A 19,359-nucleotide genomic window follows, 5' to 3' on the forward strand; every position below is an offset into this window, starting at 1 on the left:
GTCTACCGTGGAGGGATGTTCGTCCTGACAGTGGACCAGAGAGCCAGCACCCGCCGGGGAGACCTCGTGCCGGACCTGCTCGGCCGCCTCGCGCCCTACGAGGGCCGCGCGGGGGTCGTCATCCCCTTCGACCGGACCGTCGGCGACGAGGTGCAGGCCGTGCTCGACGACGCCGCGCTCGTCGTGGAGCTCGTCCTCGCCCTGGGCAGGTGGGGAGGCTGGAGCACGGGTCTCGGCATCGGTCAGGTGCTTCCCGGGCCCGACGGGCGTCTGCCCCGGGCCTCGCGCGAGGCGTCCGGGTCGGCGTTCGTCCACGCCCGCGCCGCGGTCGAGCGGGCCAAGACCCGCGGCAGCGCCGTCCCGTCGGCAGTCGAAGGACCCGACCCGGCGGCGGCCGGCGAGGTCGAGGCGCTCCTGCGGCTCCTGCTCGCGGTGGGCGCCCGGCGCACCCCGGCGGGCTGGGAGGTCGTCGACGCGCTCGCGCGTGTGGGTGGCACCCAGAAGGATGTGGCCCGGGACCTCGGGATCAGCGAGCAGGCCGTGAGCCAACGCCTGCGCGCGAGCCTGTGGTCCGAGGAAGCGGCCGTCCGGCCGGTCGTGACGAGACTCCTGCAGGAGGCAGACGCGTGAGCTTCGCATCAGGGATGGCCGTGGCAGGGGTCGTGGTCGCGACCCTCCTGCTCAGCGTGCTGGGCGGCATGCTCGTCACGCCGTGGGTCCTGCGGGCCGCGGCGCGCCGCTCCGAGATCGAGGGGGAGGTCCCTCCGGCCAGGGACCCGGGCCCCGTCCCTCCGCCGCCCGGACACGTCGTCCCGGCCGCAGGGGCGACCACGGCGCCGAGCGCTCCCGTCCCTCCGCCGCCGGCCGTCGGCGTGCCTGCCGGGCCGGCGGGGCCACCCGTGTCGTCCCTGTCGGCCCCGGCCGTCCCGCCCGCCGCACCCGACCCGGCGGCCGGAGCGGCGCCGTCGGACCCTGGCGGGCCCCTCGGCGACGAGGCCGTCCAGACCCTGCGCGGCGGCACGTGGATCGGGATCCTCGAGCGCCTCGCGATCACGGGCTGCCTGCTCGCCGGGTACCCCGCGGGGGTCGCGTTCGTGGTCGCGATCAAGGGCCTGGGGCGCTACCCCGAGCTGCGCGACCACCCCGTCGCAGCCGAGCGCTTCATGATCGGCACCCTGGCCTCGATGATCTGGGCCGGAGCGACCGGAATCCTGGGCGCAGCGATCCTTGGTCTCCTCCGGTAGACTGGACCGGGCCTTTCGCGGCCCCCGGGAACGCCGCAGCGCTCGAACGCTGCTGTCGGCGCGGGGAGCCCGCCAGGAAGGGCCCGCTACCGCCAGGGCGCGCACCCGAACGTGTGCGCATCAGTGGATCGCACGTGGCTCCCACCGCGAGACACCCCGACGGCAGCCCCATGACAACGCGACAGGAAGACCGAACGTGGCGACGACCAACGACATCAAGAACGGCACCGTGCTCAAGCTCGACGGCCAGCTGTGGACGATCATCGAGTTCCAGCACGTCAAGCCCGGCAAGGGTGGCGCCTTCGTTCGCACCAAGATGAAGAACGTCCTGTCCGGCAAGACCGTCGACAAGACCTTCAACGCCGGCCTCAAGATCGAGACCGCGAACGTCGACAAGCGCGACATGCAGTACCTGTACAAGGACGGCGAGGACTTCGTCTTCATGGACACGTCCACGTACGACCAGATCACGGTCCCGGCCGCGACCGTCGGCGACGCCGCGGACTACATGCTCGAGAGCCAGAGCGCGCTCGTCGCGACGAACGAGGGCGTGCCGCTCTACGTCGAGCTGCCCCCGTCGGTCGTCCTCGAGATCACCTACACCGAGCCGGGCCTGCAGGGCGACCGCTCCACGGGTGGCACCAAGCCCGCGACGCTCGAGACCGGCGCGCAGATCCAGGTCCCGCTGTTCCTCGAGCAGGGCACCAAGGTCAAGGTCGACACCCGCGACGGCTCCTACCTGGGGCGCGTGAACGACTGACGTGGGTGCTCGAACCAAGGCACGCAAGCGCGCGCTCGACGTCCTCTTCGAGGCCGAGCAGCGCCAGCTGGACCCGCAGACCCTTCTCGCCGACCGGATCGTCGACTCGGGCAGCCAGACGCCCCTGCCGCAGTACACCGTGGACCTCGTCGAGGGCGTCCTGGCGCACCGCGAGCGGATCGACGAGCTGCTCGAGACCTACTCGCACGGGTGGACCCTCGAGCGCATGCCCGCGGTCGACCGCGCGCTCCTGCGCATCGGCAGCTGGGAGATCCTCTACAACGACGACGTCCCCGACGCCGTCGCGATCGACGAGGCCGTCGACCTCGCCCGTGAGCTCTCGACGGACGACTCGCCGAGCTTCGTCAACGGCCTGCTGGCCCGCATCGAGGAGATGAAGCCGACGATCCTGGCCTGAGCCAGGTCGGCCGGCAGTACCTCACGCCACCTCGGTGGCACGACGTGCCCCCGGACGCCGGTCCCGCCCTCGTGGCGGGGCCGGCGTCCGTGCATCCGGGACTGCGGTCGGGTCTGCACCGAGCGACCGGCTGCCCGGCCGCCCGGCTGCCTGCCTGCCCCGCTGGCCGCACTGTGACCAACGACGCCTGCCCACCCCGTGAGAAGCGCCGGGGCCCGCCCCGGCCGGGCGGTAGGGTGAAGGAGTCAGATTTCCTTTAAGGCCCGTCCAGTGAGGCGGGGAAGGGGGTCGCCAGAATGAGTTCTGGGCCTGCCGTACCATCTTCCGTTCCACCCGTCACCCCCGAGGACACCTCGGCCGGCGTGACCACCGTTCTCGGCGAGACCGAGATCGCGCGGGCACTGACCCGCATCGCCCACGAGATCGTCGAGCGCAACAAGGGCGCGCACGACGTGGTCCTCCTGGGCATCCCCACCCGAGGCGTCCCCCTGGCCGTGCGGCTCGCCGAGCGCCTCGCGACGATCGAGCCGGGTCTCGACACCGCGAGCATCGTGGGCGAGCTCGACGTCACCATGTACCGCGACGACCTGCACAAGCACCCGGTCCGCACCATCGGCGCGACCCGCCTGCCGGCCTCCGGGATCGACGGCAAGGTCGTCGTCCTGGTCGACGACGTGCTGTTCTCCGGTCGCACCATCCGCGCGGCGCTCGACGCGATCAGCGACGTCGGCCGCCCCCGCGCGGTCCAGCTCGCCGCGCTGGTCGACCGCGGGCACCGCGAGCTGCCGATCCGCCCCGACTACGTGGGCAAGAACCTGCCCACCTCCCTCTCCGAGCGTGTGAGCGTGCGCCTCGTCGAGACCGACGGGCCTGTCGACGGCGCCGCCACGGGTGAGCCCGTGGTCGACGCGGTCCTCATCAGCCAGCGGCCCACCACGTCCAGCGAGGGCACCCGATGAAGCACCTGCTGTCCACCGCGGACCTCTCGCGCACCGACGCGATCCGCATCCTCGACACGGCCGCCCAGATGGCCGCGACGCAGTCGCGCGAGATCAAGAAGCTCCCGACGCTGCGCGGTCGCACGGTCGTCAACCTGTTCTTCGAGGACTCGACGCGTACCCGGATCTCGTTCGAGACCGCGGCCAAGCGGTTGTCGGCCGACGTCATCAACTTCTCGGCCAAGGGGTCGAGCGTCTCCAAGGGCGAGTCGCTCAAGGACACGGCCCTGACCCTGCAGGCCATGGGCGCCGACGCGGTCGTGATCCGCCACCAGGCCTCGGGCGCCCCGCACACGCTCGCGCACGCCGGCTGGGTCGACTCGGCGGTCGTCAACGCGGGCGACGGGATGCACCAGCACCCCACGCAGGCGCTGCTCGACGCGTTCACCATGCGCCGCCACCTGGTGGGGCGCGGCGCCGCGGGGGCCTCGATCACCGGCGACCCCACCGGCCAGGACCTCGCGGGCCTGCGGGTCGCGATCGTCGGCGACGTGCTGCACTCGCGCGTGGCACGCTCCAACGTCCACCTGCTGCACACGCTCGGTGCGAAGGTCACCCTGGTGGCCCCGCCCACGCTCGTGCCCGTGGGCGTCGAGACCTGGCCGTGCGACGTCTCCTACCACCTCGACGAGGTCCTCGCGGAGACCGCCCCGGACGCCGTGATGATGCTCCGCGTCCAGCGCGAGCGCATGAGCGGCTCGGGAGCCGGTGGGGGAGCGTTCTTCCCCAACCCGCTCGAGTACACGCGCAACTTCGGGCTCGACGGGCGCCGCCTGGCGCTCCTGCCCGACCACACCATCGTCATGCACCCCGGCCCCATGAACCGTGGCCTGGAGATCTCGGCGGAGGCCGCCGACTCACCGCGCGCGGTGATCGTCGAGCAGGTCGCCAACGGGGTCGCGGTGCGCATGGCCGTCCTCTACCTGCTCCTCGCGGGCGACGCTTCCACGGAAAGGGCTGGACTCGAATGAGCGAGCAGACCACGAACCCCACCTACGTCCTGCAGGGCGCGGCCCCGCTGGGCGCCGACCCGGTCGACCTGGTCCTCGCGGGCGGCGTCATCACCGAGGTCCGCGCGACGAACAGCCCCGTCGCGGACGGTGAGACCGTCGTCGACGCGACCGGCCTGGTCGCCCTTCCCGGCCTCGTCGACCTGCACACGCACCTGCGCGAGCCGGGGCGCGAGGACGCCGAGACCATCGTCTCGGGCACGCGCGCCGCAGCCGTGGGCGGCTTCACCGCCGTGCACGCCATGGCCAACACGACCCCGGTCGCGGACACCGCGGGCGTCGTCGAGCAGGTCTGGCGGATCGGGCGCGACGCAGGCTGGGTCGACGTCCACCCGGTCGGCGCGGTCAGCGTGGGCCTCGAGGGCCACCACCTCGCCGAGATCGGCGCCATGGCCGACTCGGCCGCACGCGTGCGCGTGTTCTCGGACGACGGCAAGTGCGTCTGGGACCCCATCCTGATGCGCCGCGCCCTGGAGTACGTCAAGGCGTTCGACGGCGTCGTGGCCCAGCACGCGCAGGAGCCCCGCCTCACGGAGGGCGCCCAGATGAACGAGGGCGTCGTCTCGGCCGAGCTCGGCCTCGCGGGCTGGCCCGCGGTCGCCGAGGAGGCGATCATCGCGCGTGACGTGCTGCTCGCCGAGCACGTGGGCTCGCGCCTGCACGTGTGCCACCTGTCCACGGCCGGCTCGGTCGAGATCATCCGCTGGGCCAAGGGCCGCGGGATCGACGTGACGGCCGAGGTCACCCCGCACCACCTCATCCTCACCGACGAGCTCGCGCGCGACTACGACCCGACGTTCAAGGTCAACCCTCCGCTGCGTACCGCGGCGGACGTCGAGGCCGTGCGCCAGGGCCTGGCCGACGGCACGATCGACATCGTCGCGACCGACCACGCCCCGCACACGCGCGAGGACAAGGACTGCGAGTGGGCCGCGGCCGCGTTCGGCATGACGGGCCTGGAGACGGCCCTGAGCGTCGTGCAGGAGACCATGGTCGACTCGGGCCGCATGACCTGGGCGGACGTGGCGCGCGTCCTGTCGGCCGCGCCCGCGCGCATCGGCCGCATCGACGAGGGCCCGACGGCGCAGGGTCGCCCCCTCGAGGTCGGCGAGCCCGCCAACGTGGTCCTCGTGGACCCGGCGGCCCGGCGCGTGGTCGACGGCTCGGCGCAGGCCACGGCGAGCACCAACACGCCCTTCCAGGGCTACGAGCTCCCGGGACGGGTCGTCGCGACGTTCCTGCGCGGGCGCGCGACCGTCCTGGACGGCGCCCCGGTCGAGCAGGTCGCGGGGGTCCGCTCGTGAACCTCCCCCTGCCCGTCGCGGTCGGCATCTGGGTCGTCATCGGCCTGGTCCTGCTCACGGTCGTCTTCGTGGGCCTCAAGCGCCTGACGACCCGCACGGCCCAGACCGTCCCCGCCCCGCCGGCCGTCCCCGAGGGCGACCTGGGCGAGGTCCTGGCCGGCCCCGTGACCGCGGTCTACGTCTCCAGCACGCTCGCGGGGGACTGGCTCGCCCGCGTCGGGGCGCACCGTCTCGGCTTCCGGTCGAACGCGACCGTGACCGTGCACCGCACCGGAGTCCTGGTCTCCCGCCAGGGCGCCCCCGACCTCTTCCTGGCCGCGAGCGCCCTCGAGGCCGTCTCGCTGGCCCCCGGGATGGCGGGCAAGTACGTGGGCAAGGACGGCCTGGTCGTGCTGACCTGGACCGTCCCCGCGGCCGGGGACGCGCCCGCCACACGCCTGGATACTGGACTGCGGACCCAGCAGACCGCCGACCGTGCCACCCTCCTGAACGCCGTGCGCGAGCTTCTTCCCGCCGCCGACGGCGCACCGAACGACGACTCGAAGGAGCCGCAGCAGTGAGCATCTCGACCCCCAGCACGGACGCCCAGGCCGACGACCGGACCGCGGTCCTGGTCCTCGAGGACGGCACGACCCTGACGGGCCTGGCCTACGGGGCCCGTGGCACGACGTTCGGCGAGATCGTCTTCAACACCGGCATGACCGGCTACCAGGAGACGCTGACCGACCCGTCCTACCACCGGCAGATCGTCGTCATGACGGCCCCCCACATCGGGAACACGGGAGTCAACGACGAGGACGCCGAGTCGACCCGCATCTGGGTCAGCGGCTACGTGGTGCGCGACCCTGCGCGCCGCGCCTCGAACTGGCGCGCGACGCGCTCGCTCGACGAGGACCTCGCGGCGCAGGGCGTCGTGGGCATCAGCTCGATCGACACGCGTGCCCTCACGCGCCACCTGCGCGAGCTCGGCACCATGCGTGCGGGCATCTTCTCGGGCGAGGACCTGCGTCGCGGCGGCTACCCGCGCCCCACGGAGGAGCTCGTCGAGCTCGTCCGCTCGGCCCCGGCCATGACGGGCGCGGACCTGGCCCGCGAGGTCAGCACGCCCGAGGCGTACGTCGTGGAGCCCTCGGGCGAGCACGCCGGCCAGGAGCCGGTCGCGACGGTCGTCGCGGTCGACCTGGGCATCAAGGCCATGACGCCCCAGCGCCTCGCCGAGCGCGGCGTGCGGGTGCACGTCGTGCCGAGCACGACCACGATCGACCAGATCGTCGCGCTCGCGCCCGACGGCGTGTTCTTCTCCAACGGCCCGGGCGACCCGGGCGCGGCGACGACCGAGGTCGAGCTGCTGCGCGCGGTCCTCGACCGCGGCATCCCGTACTTCGGCATCTGCTTCGGCAACCAGATCCTGGGCCGCGCGCTCGGGTACGGCACCTACAAGCTCGGCTACGGCCACCGCGGCATCAACCAGCCGGTGCTCGACCGCACCACGGGCAAGGTCGAGGTCACCGCGCACAACCACGGCTTCGCCGTCGACGCCCCGCGCGACGGGGAGTCGGTCGCCCCGCACGACGGCGGGCGCTACGGCCGCGTCGTCGTCTCGCACATCGGTCTCAACGACCAGGTCGTCGAGGGGCTCGCGTGCCTCGACCGCCCGGCCTTCTCGGTGCAGTACCACCCCGAGGCCGCCGCGGGCCCGCACGACGCCGCCTACCTCTTCGACCGCTTCCTCGACCTGATGCGCGACTCCGCAGGGGCCTCCGGCTCCGCGACGAACGCCGCCCCGGTCACCCCGTCCTCCGAAAGTGAGATCTGAGCCGTGCCTCGCAGAACTGACATCTCCAGCGTCCTGGTGATCGGCTCCGGGCCGATCGTCATCGGCCAGGCGTGCGAGTTCGACTACTCGGGCACGCAGGCCTGCCGCGTCCTGAAGGAGGAGGGCCTGCGGGTCATCCTCGTCAACTCGAACCCCGCCACGATCATGACGGACCCCGAGTTCGCCGACGCGACCTACGTCGAGCCCATCACGACCGAGGTCCTGACGACCATCATCGCCAAGGAGCGCCCCGACGCGCTGCTCGCGACCCTCGGCGGCCAGACGGCCCTCAACGCCGCGATCGCGCTCGACGAGGCCGGCGTCCTCGCGCAGTACGACGTCGAGCTCATCGGGGCGAACATCGCCGCGATCGAGAAGGGCGAGGACCGCCAGCAGTTCAAGGAGGTCGTCGAGAAGTGCGGCGGCGAGAGCGCCCGCTCGGAGATCATCCACACGATCGACGAGGCCATCGCGGCCGCCGACTCGCTCGGCTACCCCATGGTCGTGCGCCCCTCCTTCACCATGGGCGGTCTCGGCTCGGGCATCGCCTACGACGAGCAGGACCTGCGCCGCATCGTGGGCCAGGGCCTGCACTACTCGCCCACGACCGAGGTGCTCCTCGAGGAGTCGATCCTCGGCTGGAAGGAGTACGAGCTCGAGCTCATGCGCGACACCGCGGACAACGTGGTGGTCGTGTGCTCGATCGAGAACGTGGACCCGGTCGGCGTGCACACGGGCGACTCGGTCACGGTCGCCCCGGCGCTCACGCTCACGGACCGCGAGTTCCAGAAGCTGCGCGACATCGGCATCGCGGTCATCCGCGAGGTCGGCGTCGACACGGGCGGCTGCAACATCCAGTACGCGGTGCACCCCGACACGGGCCGGATCATCGTCATCGAGATGAACCCGCGCGTCTCGCGCTCCTCGGCGCTGGCGTCCAAGGCCACGGGGTTCCCGATCGCGAAGATCGCCGCGAAGCTCGCGGTGGGCTACACGCTCGACGAGATCCCCAACGACATCACGCAGGTCACGCCCGCGTCGTTCGAGCCCACGCTCGACTACGTCGTGGTCAAGGTCCCGCGCTTCGCGTTCGAGAAGTTCCCGGCCGCGGACCCGACGCTCTCGACGACCATGAAGTCGGTCGGCGAGGCCATGGCCATGGGCCGCAACTTCACCGAGGCGCTCGGCAAGGCCATGCGGTCGATCGACAAGGCCGGCTCGGTCTTCCACTGGGACGGCGAGCCCGTCTCGGGCGAGGCGCTCGACGAGCTCCTGGCGGAGATCGCCCGCCCGACCGAGGGCCGCCTGGTCGCGACCCAGCAGGCGCTGCGCGCCGGCGCGAGCCTCGAGCAGGTCTTCGAGGCCACCAAGATCGACCCGTGGTTCCTGGACCAGATCCAGCTCATCAACGAGGTCGCCGAGTCGGTCGCCTCGGCCGACGCGCTCACGCGCGACGTGCTGCTCGAGGCCAAGCGCCACGGCCTGTCGGACCCGCAGATCGCGAAGCTGCGCGGCATGGGTGCGGCGGGGGAGTCCACGGTCCGCGAGGTCCGGTACGCGCTCGACGTGCGCCCGGTCTACAAGACGGTCGACACGTGCGCGGCCGAGTTCGCGGCCAAGACGCCGTACCACTACTCGTCCTACGACCTCGAGTCCGAGGTCGCGCCGCGCGAGCGTCCCGCGGTCCTGATCCTGGGCTCGGGCCCCAACCGCATCGGTCAGGGCATCGAGTTCGACTACTCGTGCGTGCACGCGACCCTCGCGCTCAAGGACGAGTACGAGACCGTCATGGTCAACTGCAACCCGGAGACCGTCTCGACGGACTACGACACCTCGGACCGCCTCTACTTCGAGCCGCTCACGTTCGAGGACGTCCTCGAGGTCTACCAGGCCGAGCTCGCCGCGGGACCCGTCGCGGGCATCATCGTGCAGCTCGGCGGCCAGACCCCGCTGAGCCTCGCGCAGCGCCTGGCCGACGCGGGCCTGCCCATCCTCGGCACCTCGCCCGAGGCCATCGACGCAGCCGAGGACCGTGGCGTGTTCGGTCGCGTCCTGGCCGAGGCGGGCCTGCCCGCCCCGGCGTTCGGCACGGCGACGTCCCTGGCCGAGGCCCAGGAGATCGCCGAGGGCATCGGCTACCCGGTGCTCGTGCGTCCCTCCTACGTGCTCGGTGGGCGCGGCATGGAGATCGTCTACTCGGCCGAGCAGCTCACGGGCTACGTCGAGCGTGCGCTGCACGCCGCCGCGACCGACGACCGCACCACGACGGGCTCGCTGCCCGCGCCGCTGCTCATCGACCGCTTCCTCGACGACGCGATGGAGATCGACGTCGACGCGCTCTACGACGGCACCGAGATGTACCTCGGCGGCGTCATGGAGCACATCGAGGAGGCCGGCATCCACTCGGGCGACTCGGCCTGCGTGCTGCCCCCCGTCTCGCTGAGCGAGGCCGAGATCGAGCGCATCCGCCGCTCGACCGAGGCCATCGCCAAGGGCGTGGGCGTGCGCGGCCTGCTCAACGTGCAGTACGCGCTGGTCTCGGACGTCCTGTACGTCCTGGAGGCCAACCCGCGCGCCTCGCGCACGGTCCCGTTCGTCTCCAAGGCCACGGGAGTCTCGCTGGCCAAGGCCGCTGCCCGCGTCATGGTGGGCGAGTCGATCGCCGACCTGCGCGCGAGCGGCATCCTGCCCGCCGAGGGCGACGGCGGCACGCTCGACCTCGACGCCCCCATCGCGGTCAAGGAGGCCGTGCTGCCGTTCAAGCGGTTCCGCACGACCGACGGCATCGTGGTCGACACGGTCCTGGGCCCGGAGATGCGCTCGACGGGTGAGGTCATGGGCTTCGACCGCGACTTCCCGCGCGCGTTCGCCAAGTCCCAGGCGGCGGCCTTCGGCGGCCTGCCGACCACGGGCTCGGTCTTCGTGTCGGTCGCGGACCGCGACAAGCGTTCGATCGTCTTCCCGATCAAGCGCCTCACGGAGCTGGGCTTCGAGATCCTCGCGACCCAGGGCACCGCGGGCGTCCTGCGCCGCAACGGCATCCCGGCCACGATCGTGCGCAAGTTCTCCTCGGGCCGCGGCGCGGACGGTGAGCCGACGATCGTCGACCTCATCACCGAGGGCAAGGTCGACATGGTCATCAACACGCCGTCAGGCCAGGGCGCACGCGCCGACGGCTACGAGATCCGCGCGGCCACGACCGCCGCGGACAAGCCGATCGTCACGACGACCCAGCAGCTCGCTGCCGCGGTCCAGGGCATCGAGGCCGTGCTCGCGGGCCCGTTCGACGTGTGGAGCCTGCAGGAGCACATGACGGCCACGGCCGCGCGGCACGCCGCGGCGGACGCGTGAGCGCCGCCGTGACCCCGGCCCGTCGCCCCTTCGGGGAGCGGCTCGCCGCGGCCATGGACTCCCTCGGGCCGCTGTGCGTGGGCATCGACCCGCACCCGGGCCTGCTCGCGGCGTGGGGCCTGCCCGACGACGCCACGGGGGTCCGTGAGTTCGGCCTGCGGGTCGTGGAGGCCGTGGGTGGGCACGTCGCTGCCCTCAAGCCGCAGTCAGCGCTGTTCGAGCGCCACGGCTCGCGCGGGGTCGCAGCGCTCGAGGAGGTCCTGGCCGCTGCGGCGGCCGCGGGGCCGACCGGGACGCTGACGATCGTCGACGCCAAGCGCGGCGACATCGGGTCGACCATGGCGGGGTACGCGGACGCCTACCTGCGCGACGGCTCGCCGCTCGCGGGTGACGCGCTGACGGTCTCGCCGTACCTGGGCTTCGGGTCGCTGACCCCGGCCGTGGAGGCCGCGCTCGAGACGGGGCGCGGGCTGTTCGTGCTGTGCCTGACGTCCAACCCGGAGGGCGCTTCGGTCCAGCACGCCCGCACGGGCGCCGGGGCCGACGTCCGCTCGGTCGCCGCGCGCATCGCGGCGGAGGCCGCGGCCCTCAACGAGGGCGCGGACCCGCTCGGGTCGATCGGCCTGGTCGTGGGCGCGACCATCGGCGACGCGGCGCGCAACACCGGGGTGGACCTGCCGGCCGTCAACGGCCCGCTCCTGGCTCCCGGGGTCGGTGCGCAGGGCGCTGGCGCGGCCGAGCTCGCCGCGGTGTTCGGCGACGCTCGTCGACAGGTGCTCGCGTCGACCTCGCGCGGTGTGCTCGCGGCCGGGCCCGACGCCGCCTCGCTCCTCGAGGCGGCACGGACGGCCTCGCGCGAGGCGGCCGACGCGCTGCGCGGCTGAGAACCAGCAGCGCGCTCGCAGACGTCCGAGGGGGCGCCCACCGATTCCGGTGGGCGCCCCCTCGGACGTGGGGCGGCTCTTGACGCGACCTGACAGACTCGCCCCATGACCTCCTCCCTCGCTGCTCACGCCCGGACGAACGACCCCGGAGCCCTCGACATCCCCGGGACCTGGAACGCACGCGACGTGGGTGGCCGCGCCGTGCCGGTCGGCGCCACCGAGCCGTTGCGTACCGGGGTCCTGCTGCGCACCGCCGGCCTGTCCCGGCTGACGCCCGAGGGCGTGGCTGCGCTCGAGGCCCTCGGCGTGACCGTCGACCTCGACCTGCGTGGCGAGGACGAGGTCGAGCGCGACGGGCAGGACGTCGTCCCGGCGACCACGCGGGTGGTGCCCCGGCGGATGGACCCGGGCGCCGGCGTCGGGCACGCGCTGCGCGCCTCGAGCGACGGGGCAGGCAGCGACGACGCCGAGGACTCCGAGGAACGGTCGGCCGACACCGCCGCGATGATCGGTCAGCTGATCGGTTCGAAGGATCCGCAGGCGCTGGCCCGTGCCATGATGCACGGCGTCTATGCGACGTTCGTCACCGACCCGGGGATCCGTCGGACGGTCGGGGCGGCCCTGCAGGACGTCGCGGACGCCGACGGTGCGGTCGTCGTGCACTGCTCGGCGGGAAAGGACCGCACGGGATGGATCGTCGCCCTGGTCCAGCACGTCTGCGGCGTGAGCGACGAGGACCGGCTCGCCGAGTACCTCGCGAGCGCCGCCGCGGTCGATGGCATGGCGGCCGTGATCCCCCCGATCCCCGGGCTCGACAAGGAGGCGCTGACGCCGCTGCTGGGCGTCGAGCCCGAGTACCTGCAGGGAGCGTGGACGCTCGCCGAGCAGGAGTTCGGGAGCATCGACGGATACCTCGACGCGTGCGGCGTCGAGCCTGCGACCAGGGAGAAGATCGTCAGGAAGTTCGCTGCTCAGGGCGTGTGAACGTTGCCTGACCTGCCAGGTGTGACTAGTTTCGAAGGTGTCGAGGTCGCCACCGGGGCTCGTGATCCGGTCGGCGGCCCCGGTGCACGTGTGGGCCCATCCGTCTGAGGACAAGTAGGTGACTTGCGTGGCACTACCATCCCTGACCCCCGAGCAGCGCGCGGCCAATCTCGAGAAGGCGGCCGAGGCGCGTCGAGCTCGCGCCGAGGTCAAGAACCGGCTGAAGTACTCCCAGGGCTCTCTCGCCGAGGTGATCGAGCAGGGCCGCACCGACGACGTGATCGGCAAGCTGCGCGTCGTCGCGCTGCTGGAGTCGCTCCCCGGCGTAGGTAAGGTGAAGGCCCGGGCGATCATGGAAGAGATCGGGATCGCCGAGACGCGTCGCGTCCGCGGGCTGGGACCCCACCAGTCCGCGGCGCTCATCGAGAGGTTTGGCTGACATTTCCGCTTCACCCGCTGCGCCGGTTGCCTCGTCACCCGCCGCACCACAGCACCCTGCCCGCCTGACCGTCCTGGCGGGCCCGACCGCCGTCGGGAAGGGGACCGTGTCCGCGGACATCCGCGCCCGCTACCCGCAGGTGTGGCTGTCCGTGTCCGCGACGACCCGTGAGGCACGCCCCGGCGAGGTGGACGGTGTCCACTACCACTTCATCTCGACCGAGGAGTTCGACCGCATGGTCGCCCAGGGCGAGATGCTCGAGTGGGCCGTGGTGCACGGACGCAACCGGTACGGCACCCCGCGTCGCCCGGTCGAGGAGAAGCTCGCGGCGGGCGTGCCCGCCCTGCTGGAGATCGACCTGCAGGGGGCACGTCAGGTCCGCGCCTCGATGCCGGAGGCGCGGTTCGTGTTCCTCGCCCCGCCCAGCTGGGAGGAGCTCGAGCGACGCCTCGTGGGGCGCGGCACGGAGGGCCCCGAGGAGCGCGAGCGCCGCCTGGCGACCGCGCGCGTCGAGCTGGCCGCCGAGCCGGAGTTCGACGTCGTGATCGTCAACGACGAGGTGCACCGCGCGACCGACGCGCTCGTCGAGGCCATGGGGCTGACGCCCGTCGCCTGAGAGGTTGCCGCAGAACGCGCACGGGGAGGGCCGTCGGGCAGGACGGACCGGTCCTCCCGAGGATTTGTGCGTGCCCAGTAGACTGGTCGTCAGGCGCGTGCGTGCTGAGCGCGCGCAACCTCGTGATCCACCCAGCCGTACCCGATCCGCACGTCGTACCTGAACCATCCATCCTGCACCGGCTCTGACAGGCCGTCGCAGGTCCCCCTGACTCACGGAGTGAGACTGTGTCCGGAACCATCGCCGCCCCCGAGGGCATCACCGACCCGCCCATCGACAAGCTGCTGGAGCGCGCCGACTCCAAGTACGCGCTCGTGATCTACGCCGCCAAGCGCGCACGCCAGATCAACGCGTACTACTCGCAGCTCAACGAGGGCCTGCTGGAGAACGTGGGCCCGCTCGTCGAGACCCGCAACCAGGAGAAGCCGCTGTCGATCGCGATGCGCGAGATCAACCAGGGCCTGCTCACCATCGAGACCGTGGACGTCCCGGCTCCCTGATCGTCGACCGCCTCCGGGCGGACGGACGTTCCGTGCGAGGCGTGGGCGCGAGGGAGGGCTCGTACCGATGAGGATCCTGCTGGGTGTCAGCGGGGGAGTGGCGGCCTACAAGGCCGTCCTCCTGCTGCGTCTCCTGCGTGAGCAGGGGCACCGGGTGCGAGTCGTCCCCACCGCGTCCGCGCTGCGCTTCGTGGGTGCGCCCACGTTCGAGGCGCTCTCGGGCGAGAAGGTCAGTACCGAGGTGTTCGACGACGTCCCGCAGGTCGCGCACGTCGCGCTCGGCCAGGGCGCGGACCTGGTGATCGTCGCCCCCGCCACGGCGGACCTCCTCGCGCGCGCGGCCGCCGGCCGCGCGGACGACCTGCTGACCTCGACCCTCCTGACGGTGCACTGCCCCGTGGTCATGGCCCCGGCCATGCACACGGAGATGTGGCAGCACCCGGCGACCGTGGCCAACGTCGCGACGCTGCGCTCGCGCGGCGTCCACGTGATCGAGCCGGCCAGCGGCCGGCTCACGGGCAAGGACACGGGCCCCGGGCGCCTGCCCGAGCCCGAGGACATCGCTCGCCTCGCGCTCGAGGTCGCCGGCCGGGCGGGGGCCCGCGGGGCTCCCCAGGACCTGGCCGGCCTGCACGTGGTCGTCTCGGCCGGAGGCACGCGCGAACCCATCGACCCGGTGCGTTTCATCGGGAACCTGTCGAGCGGACGCCAGGGCGTCGCGCTCGCGCGTGCGGCCCAGGACCGGGGCGCACGCGTGACCCTCGTCGCGGCGAACCTCACCGAGCCCCTCGACGGGATCGAGGACGTCGTGCGCGTCGGGTCGACCGCCGAGCTGCGGGACGCGGTCCGCGCGGCCGCGCCGGGCGCCGACGTGGTGGTCATGACGGCTGCGGTCGCGGACTTCCGCCCCGCACGCACCCCGGGCGCCAAGATCAAGAAGGTGCCGGGCCAGGGGCCCGCGCCCATCGAGCTCGTCGAGAACCCGGACATCCTGGCCGAGCTGGCGCGCGAACGCCTGCGCCCCGGGCAGGTCGTGGTCGGGTTCGCGGCCGAGACCGGCGACGAGACCGGGGACGTCCTGCACCACGGTCGCGCCAAGGCGCGCCGCAAGGGCGCCGACCTGCTGGTGATCAACCCGGTCGGTGGCGGCCGAGGGTTCGGCACGGACAGCAACGAGGTCACGATCGTCGACGCGCAGGGCGAGACCGTCGCCCAGGCCGCCGGGTCCAAGCGCGAGGTCGCGGACGCGGTGTGGGACGCGGTCCTCAAGCTCTCCCCACCGCTGGCAGCGACCACGGACTGAGACGCCGGTCATGTCTCAGTGGCCGGATGCCGCGTATCACCTGGCGGGACAGTACGCTGGATCCCATGAGTTCTGACGACCTGCGCCTGTTCACGTCCGAGTCCGTGACGGAAGGCCACCCGGACAAGGTCTGTGACCAGATCTCCGACGCGATCCTCGATGCGCTCCTCGAGCAGGACCCCACCTCGCGTGTCGCGGTCGAGACCATGGTCACCACGGGTCTGGTCCACGTCGCGGGAGAGGTCACGACCAACGCGTACGTCGAGATCCCGCAGATCATCCGCGACGTCGTCCGGGGGATCGGCTACACCTCGTCCGCGATCGGCTTCGACGGCGACTCGTGCGGCGTCTCGGTCTCGATCGGCCAGCAGTCCCCGGACATCGCCCAGGGCGTCGACAAGAGCCTGGAGGAGCGAGATGACTCCTCGGGCCCGAGCATCTCGCGTGACCCGCTCGACGCCCAGGGCGCCGGCGACCAGGGCCTGATGTTCGGCTACGCGAGCGACGAGACCCCCACGCTCCTGCCGTTGCCGATCTTCCTCGCGCACCGCCTGGCCGAGCGTCTCGCCCTGGTCCGCAAGGACGGGTCGCTGCCGGGACTGCGCCCCGACGGCAAGACGCAGGTGACCATCGGCTACGACGGCGACCGCGCGGTCCGCCTCGACACCGTGGTGCTCTCGACCCAGCACGACGAGGACGTCCTGCAGGAGACGCTGCGCGCACAGGTCGCCGAGCTCGTCGTGGCCCCGGTCCTCGAAGGGCTCGACCTGGACGTCGCCGACTTCCGCCTGCTCGTGAACCCGACCGGCAAGTTCGTGATCGGCGGCCCCCAGGGTGATGCGGGGCTCACGGGCCGCAAGATCATCGTCGACACCTACGGCGGCATGGCCCGTCACGGCGGTGGCGCGTTCTCGGGCAAGGACCCGTCGAAGGTCGACCGTTCGGCCGCCTACGCCACGCGCTGGGTCGCCAAGAACGTCGTCGCGGCCGGGCTCGCGCGCCGCTGCGAGGTCCAGGTCGCGTACGCGATCGGCAAGGCGCACCCCGTGGGCCTGTACGTCGAGACGTTCGGCACCGAGACGGTCCCGGTCGAGCGCATCCGTGCCGCGATCGACGAGGTCTTCGACCTGCGCCCGGCCGCGATCATCGCGGACCTGGACCTGCTGCGCCCCATCTACTCCCAGACCGCGGCCTACGGGCACTTCGGTCGCGAGCTGCCCGACTTCACGTGGGAGCGCACGGACCGCGTCGCCGCGCTCCAGGCCGCGGTCTGAGCCGCGGCGGGCGGTTCGCCCGGTGTGGGTGGCGCGTGCTGAGATAGGGCGATGACCAGCCAGGACACCGCTAGCGAGGACGCGGGCGAGCAGCTCACGCTGCTCCCCGCTCCCGAGGCGGCCGCGCGTGCTGCGCGGTCCCCGGGCAAGGGGGCACGGCCGGTGGGGGCGCTCGAGATCTCGAGCGACCTGCCCGTGGCCCGCGTGGTCCTCGACCTGTCTCCGCACCACCTGGACCGCACGTTCGACTACCTGGTGCCGGCCGCGATGGCCGCGGGCGTCCAGCCCGGGGTCCGCGTCAAGGCGCGGTTCGGGCCGCAGGAGGTGGACGGGTTCGTCCTGGCCCGGGCCGAGCACAGCGACCACGACGGCCGTCTCGTGCCGCTCAAGCGCCTCGTCTCTCCCGAGCAGGTGCTCACCCCGCAGGTCGCGCAGCTGTGCCGCACGGTCGCCGACCACTACGCGGGCACCCTCTCGGACGTCCTGCGCCTCGCGGTCCCGCCGCGTCACGCGCGGTCGGAAGCGGCGCCGTCGGGCAGCGAGCCCGTCGTCCCGGACGCCCCGGACGCTCCGGCGGACCCGAGCGCCGACGCCCCGGGGGGCGCGAGCGCCCCGGAGCCCGCAGGGCCCGGCGCCCGCGCGGGTGCACGTGACCTCGCGGCGCCCTCGGAGGCAGTGGGCGCGCCTGCGGGGCCGGCGCGCCCCTCCGAGTGGGCCCCCTACCGCGGCGGTGCCGCGTTCCTGAACCACCTGGTCGGCGGGTCGGGCCCGCGTGCGGTCTGGACGGCCCTGCCGGGCCGCGTGGCCGACGGCGTGCCCGTCCAGGGCGTCCGGGCCGCGGGCGGTCGCGGGGCGGGCGACGAGGACCCGGCGCAGGCCGTCCAGCACTGGGCACTGGCCCTGGCCGAGGCCGTGCGCGCGACCGTGACGGGCGGGCGCGGGGCGCTCGTCGTCCTGCCCGACGCGCGGGACGTCGACCAGATGGCGCGCGCGCTCGAGCTCGCCGGCTACACGGCCCGCACAGCCCGCCAGGACGGGCAGTTCGTGCGGCTCACCGCGGACGAGGGCCCCTCGCCGCGCTACCGCAGCTTCCTCGCGGCGCTGCGGGGCGAGGTGCCGATCGTGATCGGCACGCGGGCCGCGGCCTTCGCGCCCGTCCAGGACCTGGGCCTCGTGGCGTGCTGGAACGACGGCGAGGAGACCCTCGCCGAGCCCCGCTCGCCCTACCCGCACGCGCGCGAGGTCCTCGCGCTGCGCAGCGAGCTGGAGGGGGCCGCGTTCCTGCTCGGCTCGGTCAGCCGCACGGTGCAGGCCCAGGCGCTGCTCGAGTCGGGCTGGGCCCGGGAGGTCGCGGCGCCGCGCGAGGTGCTGCGCGCGCGGGCCCCGCGGGTGCGGGCGCTGACGTCGGTCGAGCTCGCGTCGGAGGGCGCAGGGGCCGCAGCGCGCCTGCCGAGCGCCGCGTGGCGTGCCGTGCGGGACGCGCTCGGCGCCGGGCCGGTGCTGGTCCAGGTCCCGCGCGCCGGGTACATGCCCGTGGTGGCGTGCGCCCGTTGCCGCACGGCCGCGCACTGCGGCACGTGCCACGGGCCGCTCATGCTGCCCGGGCCCGGGGCGCCGCCGCAGTGCGCGTGGTGCGGGGCCCTGGCCGGGGCGTGGTCGTGCGACGAGTGCCACTGGACGGGCCTGCGCTCGGTGCGCGTCGGGTCGGGACGCACGGCCGAGGAGCTCGGCCGTGCCTTCCCGGGCGTGGCGGTGCGCGTCTCGGGGGCGAGCGCCCCGGGCGGGGTGATCGCCGCCGTCGGGCCGCGCCCCGCCGTGGTCGTGGCGACCCCGGGCGCCGAGCCGGTGGCCGAGGGCGGCTACGCCGCCGCGCTGCTGCTCGACGCGGCGCTGAGCACCGCGCACGTGGGGCTCGCGGTCGCCCAGGACGCCCTGCACCGCTGGCTCGCGGCCGCGGGCCTGGTGCGCTCGGCGCGCGAGGGCGGCCAGGTGCTGCTCGTGGGCGACGCGGCCCCGGGGCCCACCAACGCCCTGGTGCGCTGGGACCCGGCGGGGTTCGCGGACCGCGAGCTGGCCGAGCGCCGCGAGCTCGACCTGCCGCCCGCGGTGCGGGTCGCCGCGGTCACGGGCGACCGGCAGGCCGTGGACGCGGTCGTGGCGCGGGTGGGCCTGGCGGACGCCTCGACGACGCTCGGGCCCGTGGAGGTCGCCGAGGCCGCGGGGCGCCCCGCGCGCGGCGGCCCGGCGCGCGACCCGTCGCTGCAGCCGCCCGTGCGCACGATCGTGCGTGTGCCGCTGCGCGAGGGGCGCCGGCTCGCGCGCGAGCTCTCGGCCTCCCTCGCGGTGCGCTCGGCGAAGCGAGAGGGTGGGACCGTCCGCGTCCAGCTCGACCCCAAGGAGATGCTGTGAACCCCACCACGCCCCCGCCCCCGAGCGACAGCTCCCCCATGACGAGCGC

The 19,359-nt window shown here is 73.4% G+C and carries 18 protein-coding genes; all 18 read left to right on the forward strand.

From position 1 onward, the window contains the following. The first annotated feature begins 15 nt into the window (after window positions 1-15). The 18 genes from OERS_RS06555 (at window position 16) to OERS_RS06640 (ending at window position 19,310) form a co-directional block, all read left to right on the forward strand. Window positions 16-630, forward strand: a complete 615-nt coding sequence (locus OERS_RS06555; RefSeq protein ID WP_068625188.1) for a hypothetical protein — start codon at window positions 16-18, stop codon at window positions 628-630. Further along, on the forward strand, window positions 627-1,244 hold the full coding sequence (locus tag OERS_RS06560; protein ID WP_248948412.1) for a hypothetical protein: 618 nt from the start codon (window positions 627-629) through the stop codon (window positions 1,242-1,244). The genes OERS_RS06555 and OERS_RS06560 overlap by 4 nt, the downstream gene beginning before the upstream one ends. A gap of 196 nt (window positions 1,245-1,440) precedes the next feature. Beyond that, entirely contained in the window at window positions 1,441-2,004 is a 564-nt protein-coding gene (gene efp, locus OERS_RS06565; protein WP_056652011.1) for an elongation factor P, read from the forward strand. A gap of 1 nt (window position 2,005) precedes the next feature. After that, a complete protein-coding gene (nusB, locus tag OERS_RS06570) occupies window positions 2,006-2,422 on the forward strand; it encodes a transcription antitermination factor NusB (RefSeq protein WP_056652009.1) in 417 nt (138 codons plus the stop codon). 296 nt (window positions 2,423-2,718) lie between these two features. After that, on the forward strand, window positions 2,719-3,381 hold the full coding sequence (gene pyrR / locus OERS_RS06575; RefSeq protein WP_068625190.1) for a bifunctional pyr operon transcriptional regulator/uracil phosphoribosyltransferase PyrR: 663 nt from the start codon (window positions 2,719-2,721) through the stop codon (window positions 3,379-3,381). Further along, a complete protein-coding gene (locus OERS_RS06580; RefSeq protein ID WP_068625191.1) occupies window positions 3,378-4,391 on the forward strand; it encodes an aspartate carbamoyltransferase catalytic subunit in 1,014 nt (337 codons plus the stop codon). The genes pyrR and OERS_RS06580 overlap by 4 nt, the downstream gene beginning before the upstream one ends. Next, on the forward strand, window positions 4,388-5,734 hold the full coding sequence (locus OERS_RS06585; protein WP_068625192.1) for a dihydroorotase: 1,347 nt from the start codon (window positions 4,388-4,390) through the stop codon (window positions 5,732-5,734). Before OERS_RS06580 ends, OERS_RS06585 begins: the two co-directional genes overlap by 4 nt. Then, complete coding sequence (locus OERS_RS06590; protein WP_231907732.1) at window positions 5,731-6,294, forward strand: PH-like domain-containing protein; 564 nt, start codon at window positions 5,731-5,733, stop codon at window positions 6,292-6,294. The genes OERS_RS06585 and OERS_RS06590 overlap by 4 nt, the downstream gene beginning before the upstream one ends. Continuing rightward, on the forward strand, window positions 6,291-7,550 hold the full coding sequence (gene carA / locus OERS_RS06595; protein ID WP_056651997.1) for a glutamine-hydrolyzing carbamoyl-phosphate synthase small subunit: 1,260 nt from the start codon (window positions 6,291-6,293) through the stop codon (window positions 7,548-7,550). The genes OERS_RS06590 and carA overlap by 4 nt, the downstream gene beginning before the upstream one ends. A gap of 3 nt (window positions 7,551-7,553) precedes the next feature. After that, the gene (gene carB, locus OERS_RS06600) at window positions 7,554-10,901 is read left to right on the forward strand and encodes a carbamoyl-phosphate synthase large subunit (protein WP_068625193.1); all 3,348 of its coding nucleotides are present in this window, start codon (window positions 7,554-7,556) and stop codon (window positions 10,899-10,901) included. Then, window positions 10,898-11,785: an orotidine-5'-phosphate decarboxylase gene (gene pyrF / locus OERS_RS06605; protein ID WP_068625194.1), complete on the forward strand. Its 888-nt coding sequence runs from the start codon at window positions 10,898-10,900 to the stop codon at window positions 11,783-11,785. The genes carB and pyrF overlap by 4 nt, the downstream gene beginning before the upstream one ends. A gap of 105 nt (window positions 11,786-11,890) precedes the next feature. Next, window positions 11,891-12,769, forward strand: coding sequence for a tyrosine-protein phosphatase (locus OERS_RS06610; RefSeq protein ID WP_068625195.1), 879 nt, complete (start codon window positions 11,891-11,893; stop codon window positions 12,767-12,769). Between the two features lie 127 nt (window positions 12,770-12,896). Beyond that, window positions 12,897-13,208, forward strand: coding sequence for an integration host factor, actinobacterial type (mihF, locus tag OERS_RS06615; RefSeq protein ID WP_056651986.1), 312 nt, complete (start codon window positions 12,897-12,899; stop codon window positions 13,206-13,208). 1 nt (window position 13,209) lies between these two features. Next, on the forward strand, window positions 13,210-13,824 hold the full coding sequence (gene gmk, locus OERS_RS06620) for a guanylate kinase (RefSeq protein WP_139107725.1): 615 nt from the start codon (window positions 13,210-13,212) through the stop codon (window positions 13,822-13,824). A 227-nt stretch (window positions 13,825-14,051) separates the two neighbouring features. After that, window positions 14,052-14,324, forward strand: coding sequence for a DNA-directed RNA polymerase subunit omega (rpoZ, locus tag OERS_RS06625; protein ID WP_056651983.1), 273 nt, complete (start codon window positions 14,052-14,054; stop codon window positions 14,322-14,324). A 67-nt stretch (window positions 14,325-14,391) separates the two neighbouring features. Continuing rightward, window positions 14,392-15,627, forward strand: coding sequence for a bifunctional phosphopantothenoylcysteine decarboxylase/phosphopantothenate--cysteine ligase CoaBC (gene coaBC, locus OERS_RS06630; RefSeq protein WP_068625196.1), 1,236 nt, complete (start codon window positions 14,392-14,394; stop codon window positions 15,625-15,627). 65 nt (window positions 15,628-15,692) lie between these two features. Then, on the forward strand, window positions 15,693-16,901 hold the full coding sequence (gene metK / locus OERS_RS06635; protein WP_068625197.1) for a methionine adenosyltransferase: 1,209 nt from the start codon (window positions 15,693-15,695) through the stop codon (window positions 16,899-16,901). Between the two features lie 51 nt (window positions 16,902-16,952). Continuing rightward, on the forward strand, window positions 16,953-19,310 hold the full coding sequence (locus OERS_RS06640; RefSeq protein ID WP_068625198.1) for a primosomal protein N': 2,358 nt from the start codon (window positions 16,953-16,955) through the stop codon (window positions 19,308-19,310). Window positions 19,311-19,359 lie beyond the last annotated feature (49 nt).

The sequence above is a fragment of the Oerskovia enterophila genome (genome assembly GCF_001692445.1).
Classification (GTDB): Bacteria; Actinomycetota; Actinomycetes; order Actinomycetales; family Cellulomonadaceae; genus Oerskovia; species Oerskovia enterophila.

Excerpts from the sequence above, each read along its gene's own strand:
- OERS_RS06555 (WP_068625188.1), top strand. The coding sequence starts at position 16 with ATGTTCGTCCTGACAGTGGACCAGAGAGCCAGCACCCGCCGGGGAGAC.
- pyrR (WP_068625190.1), top strand. The coding sequence starts at position 2,719 with ATGAGTTCTGGGCCTGCCGTACCATCTTCCGTTCCACCCGTCACCCCC.
- OERS_RS06580 (WP_068625191.1), top strand. The coding sequence starts at position 3,378 with ATGAAGCACCTGCTGTCCACCGCGGACCTCTCGCGCACCGACGCGATC.
- OERS_RS06585 (WP_068625192.1), top strand. The coding sequence starts at position 4,388 with ATGAGCGAGCAGACCACGAACCCCACCTACGTCCTGCAGGGCGCGGCC.
- OERS_RS06610 (WP_068625195.1), top strand. The coding sequence starts at position 11,891 with ATGACCTCCTCCCTCGCTGCTCACGCCCGGACGAACGACCCCGGAGCC.
- coaBC (WP_068625196.1), top strand. The coding sequence starts at position 14,392 with ATGAGGATCCTGCTGGGTGTCAGCGGGGGAGTGGCGGCCTACAAGGCC.
- metK (WP_068625197.1), top strand. The coding sequence starts at position 15,693 with ATGAGTTCTGACGACCTGCGCCTGTTCACGTCCGAGTCCGTGACGGAA.
- OERS_RS06640 (WP_068625198.1), top strand. The coding sequence starts at position 16,953 with ATGACCAGCCAGGACACCGCTAGCGAGGACGCGGGCGAGCAGCTCACG.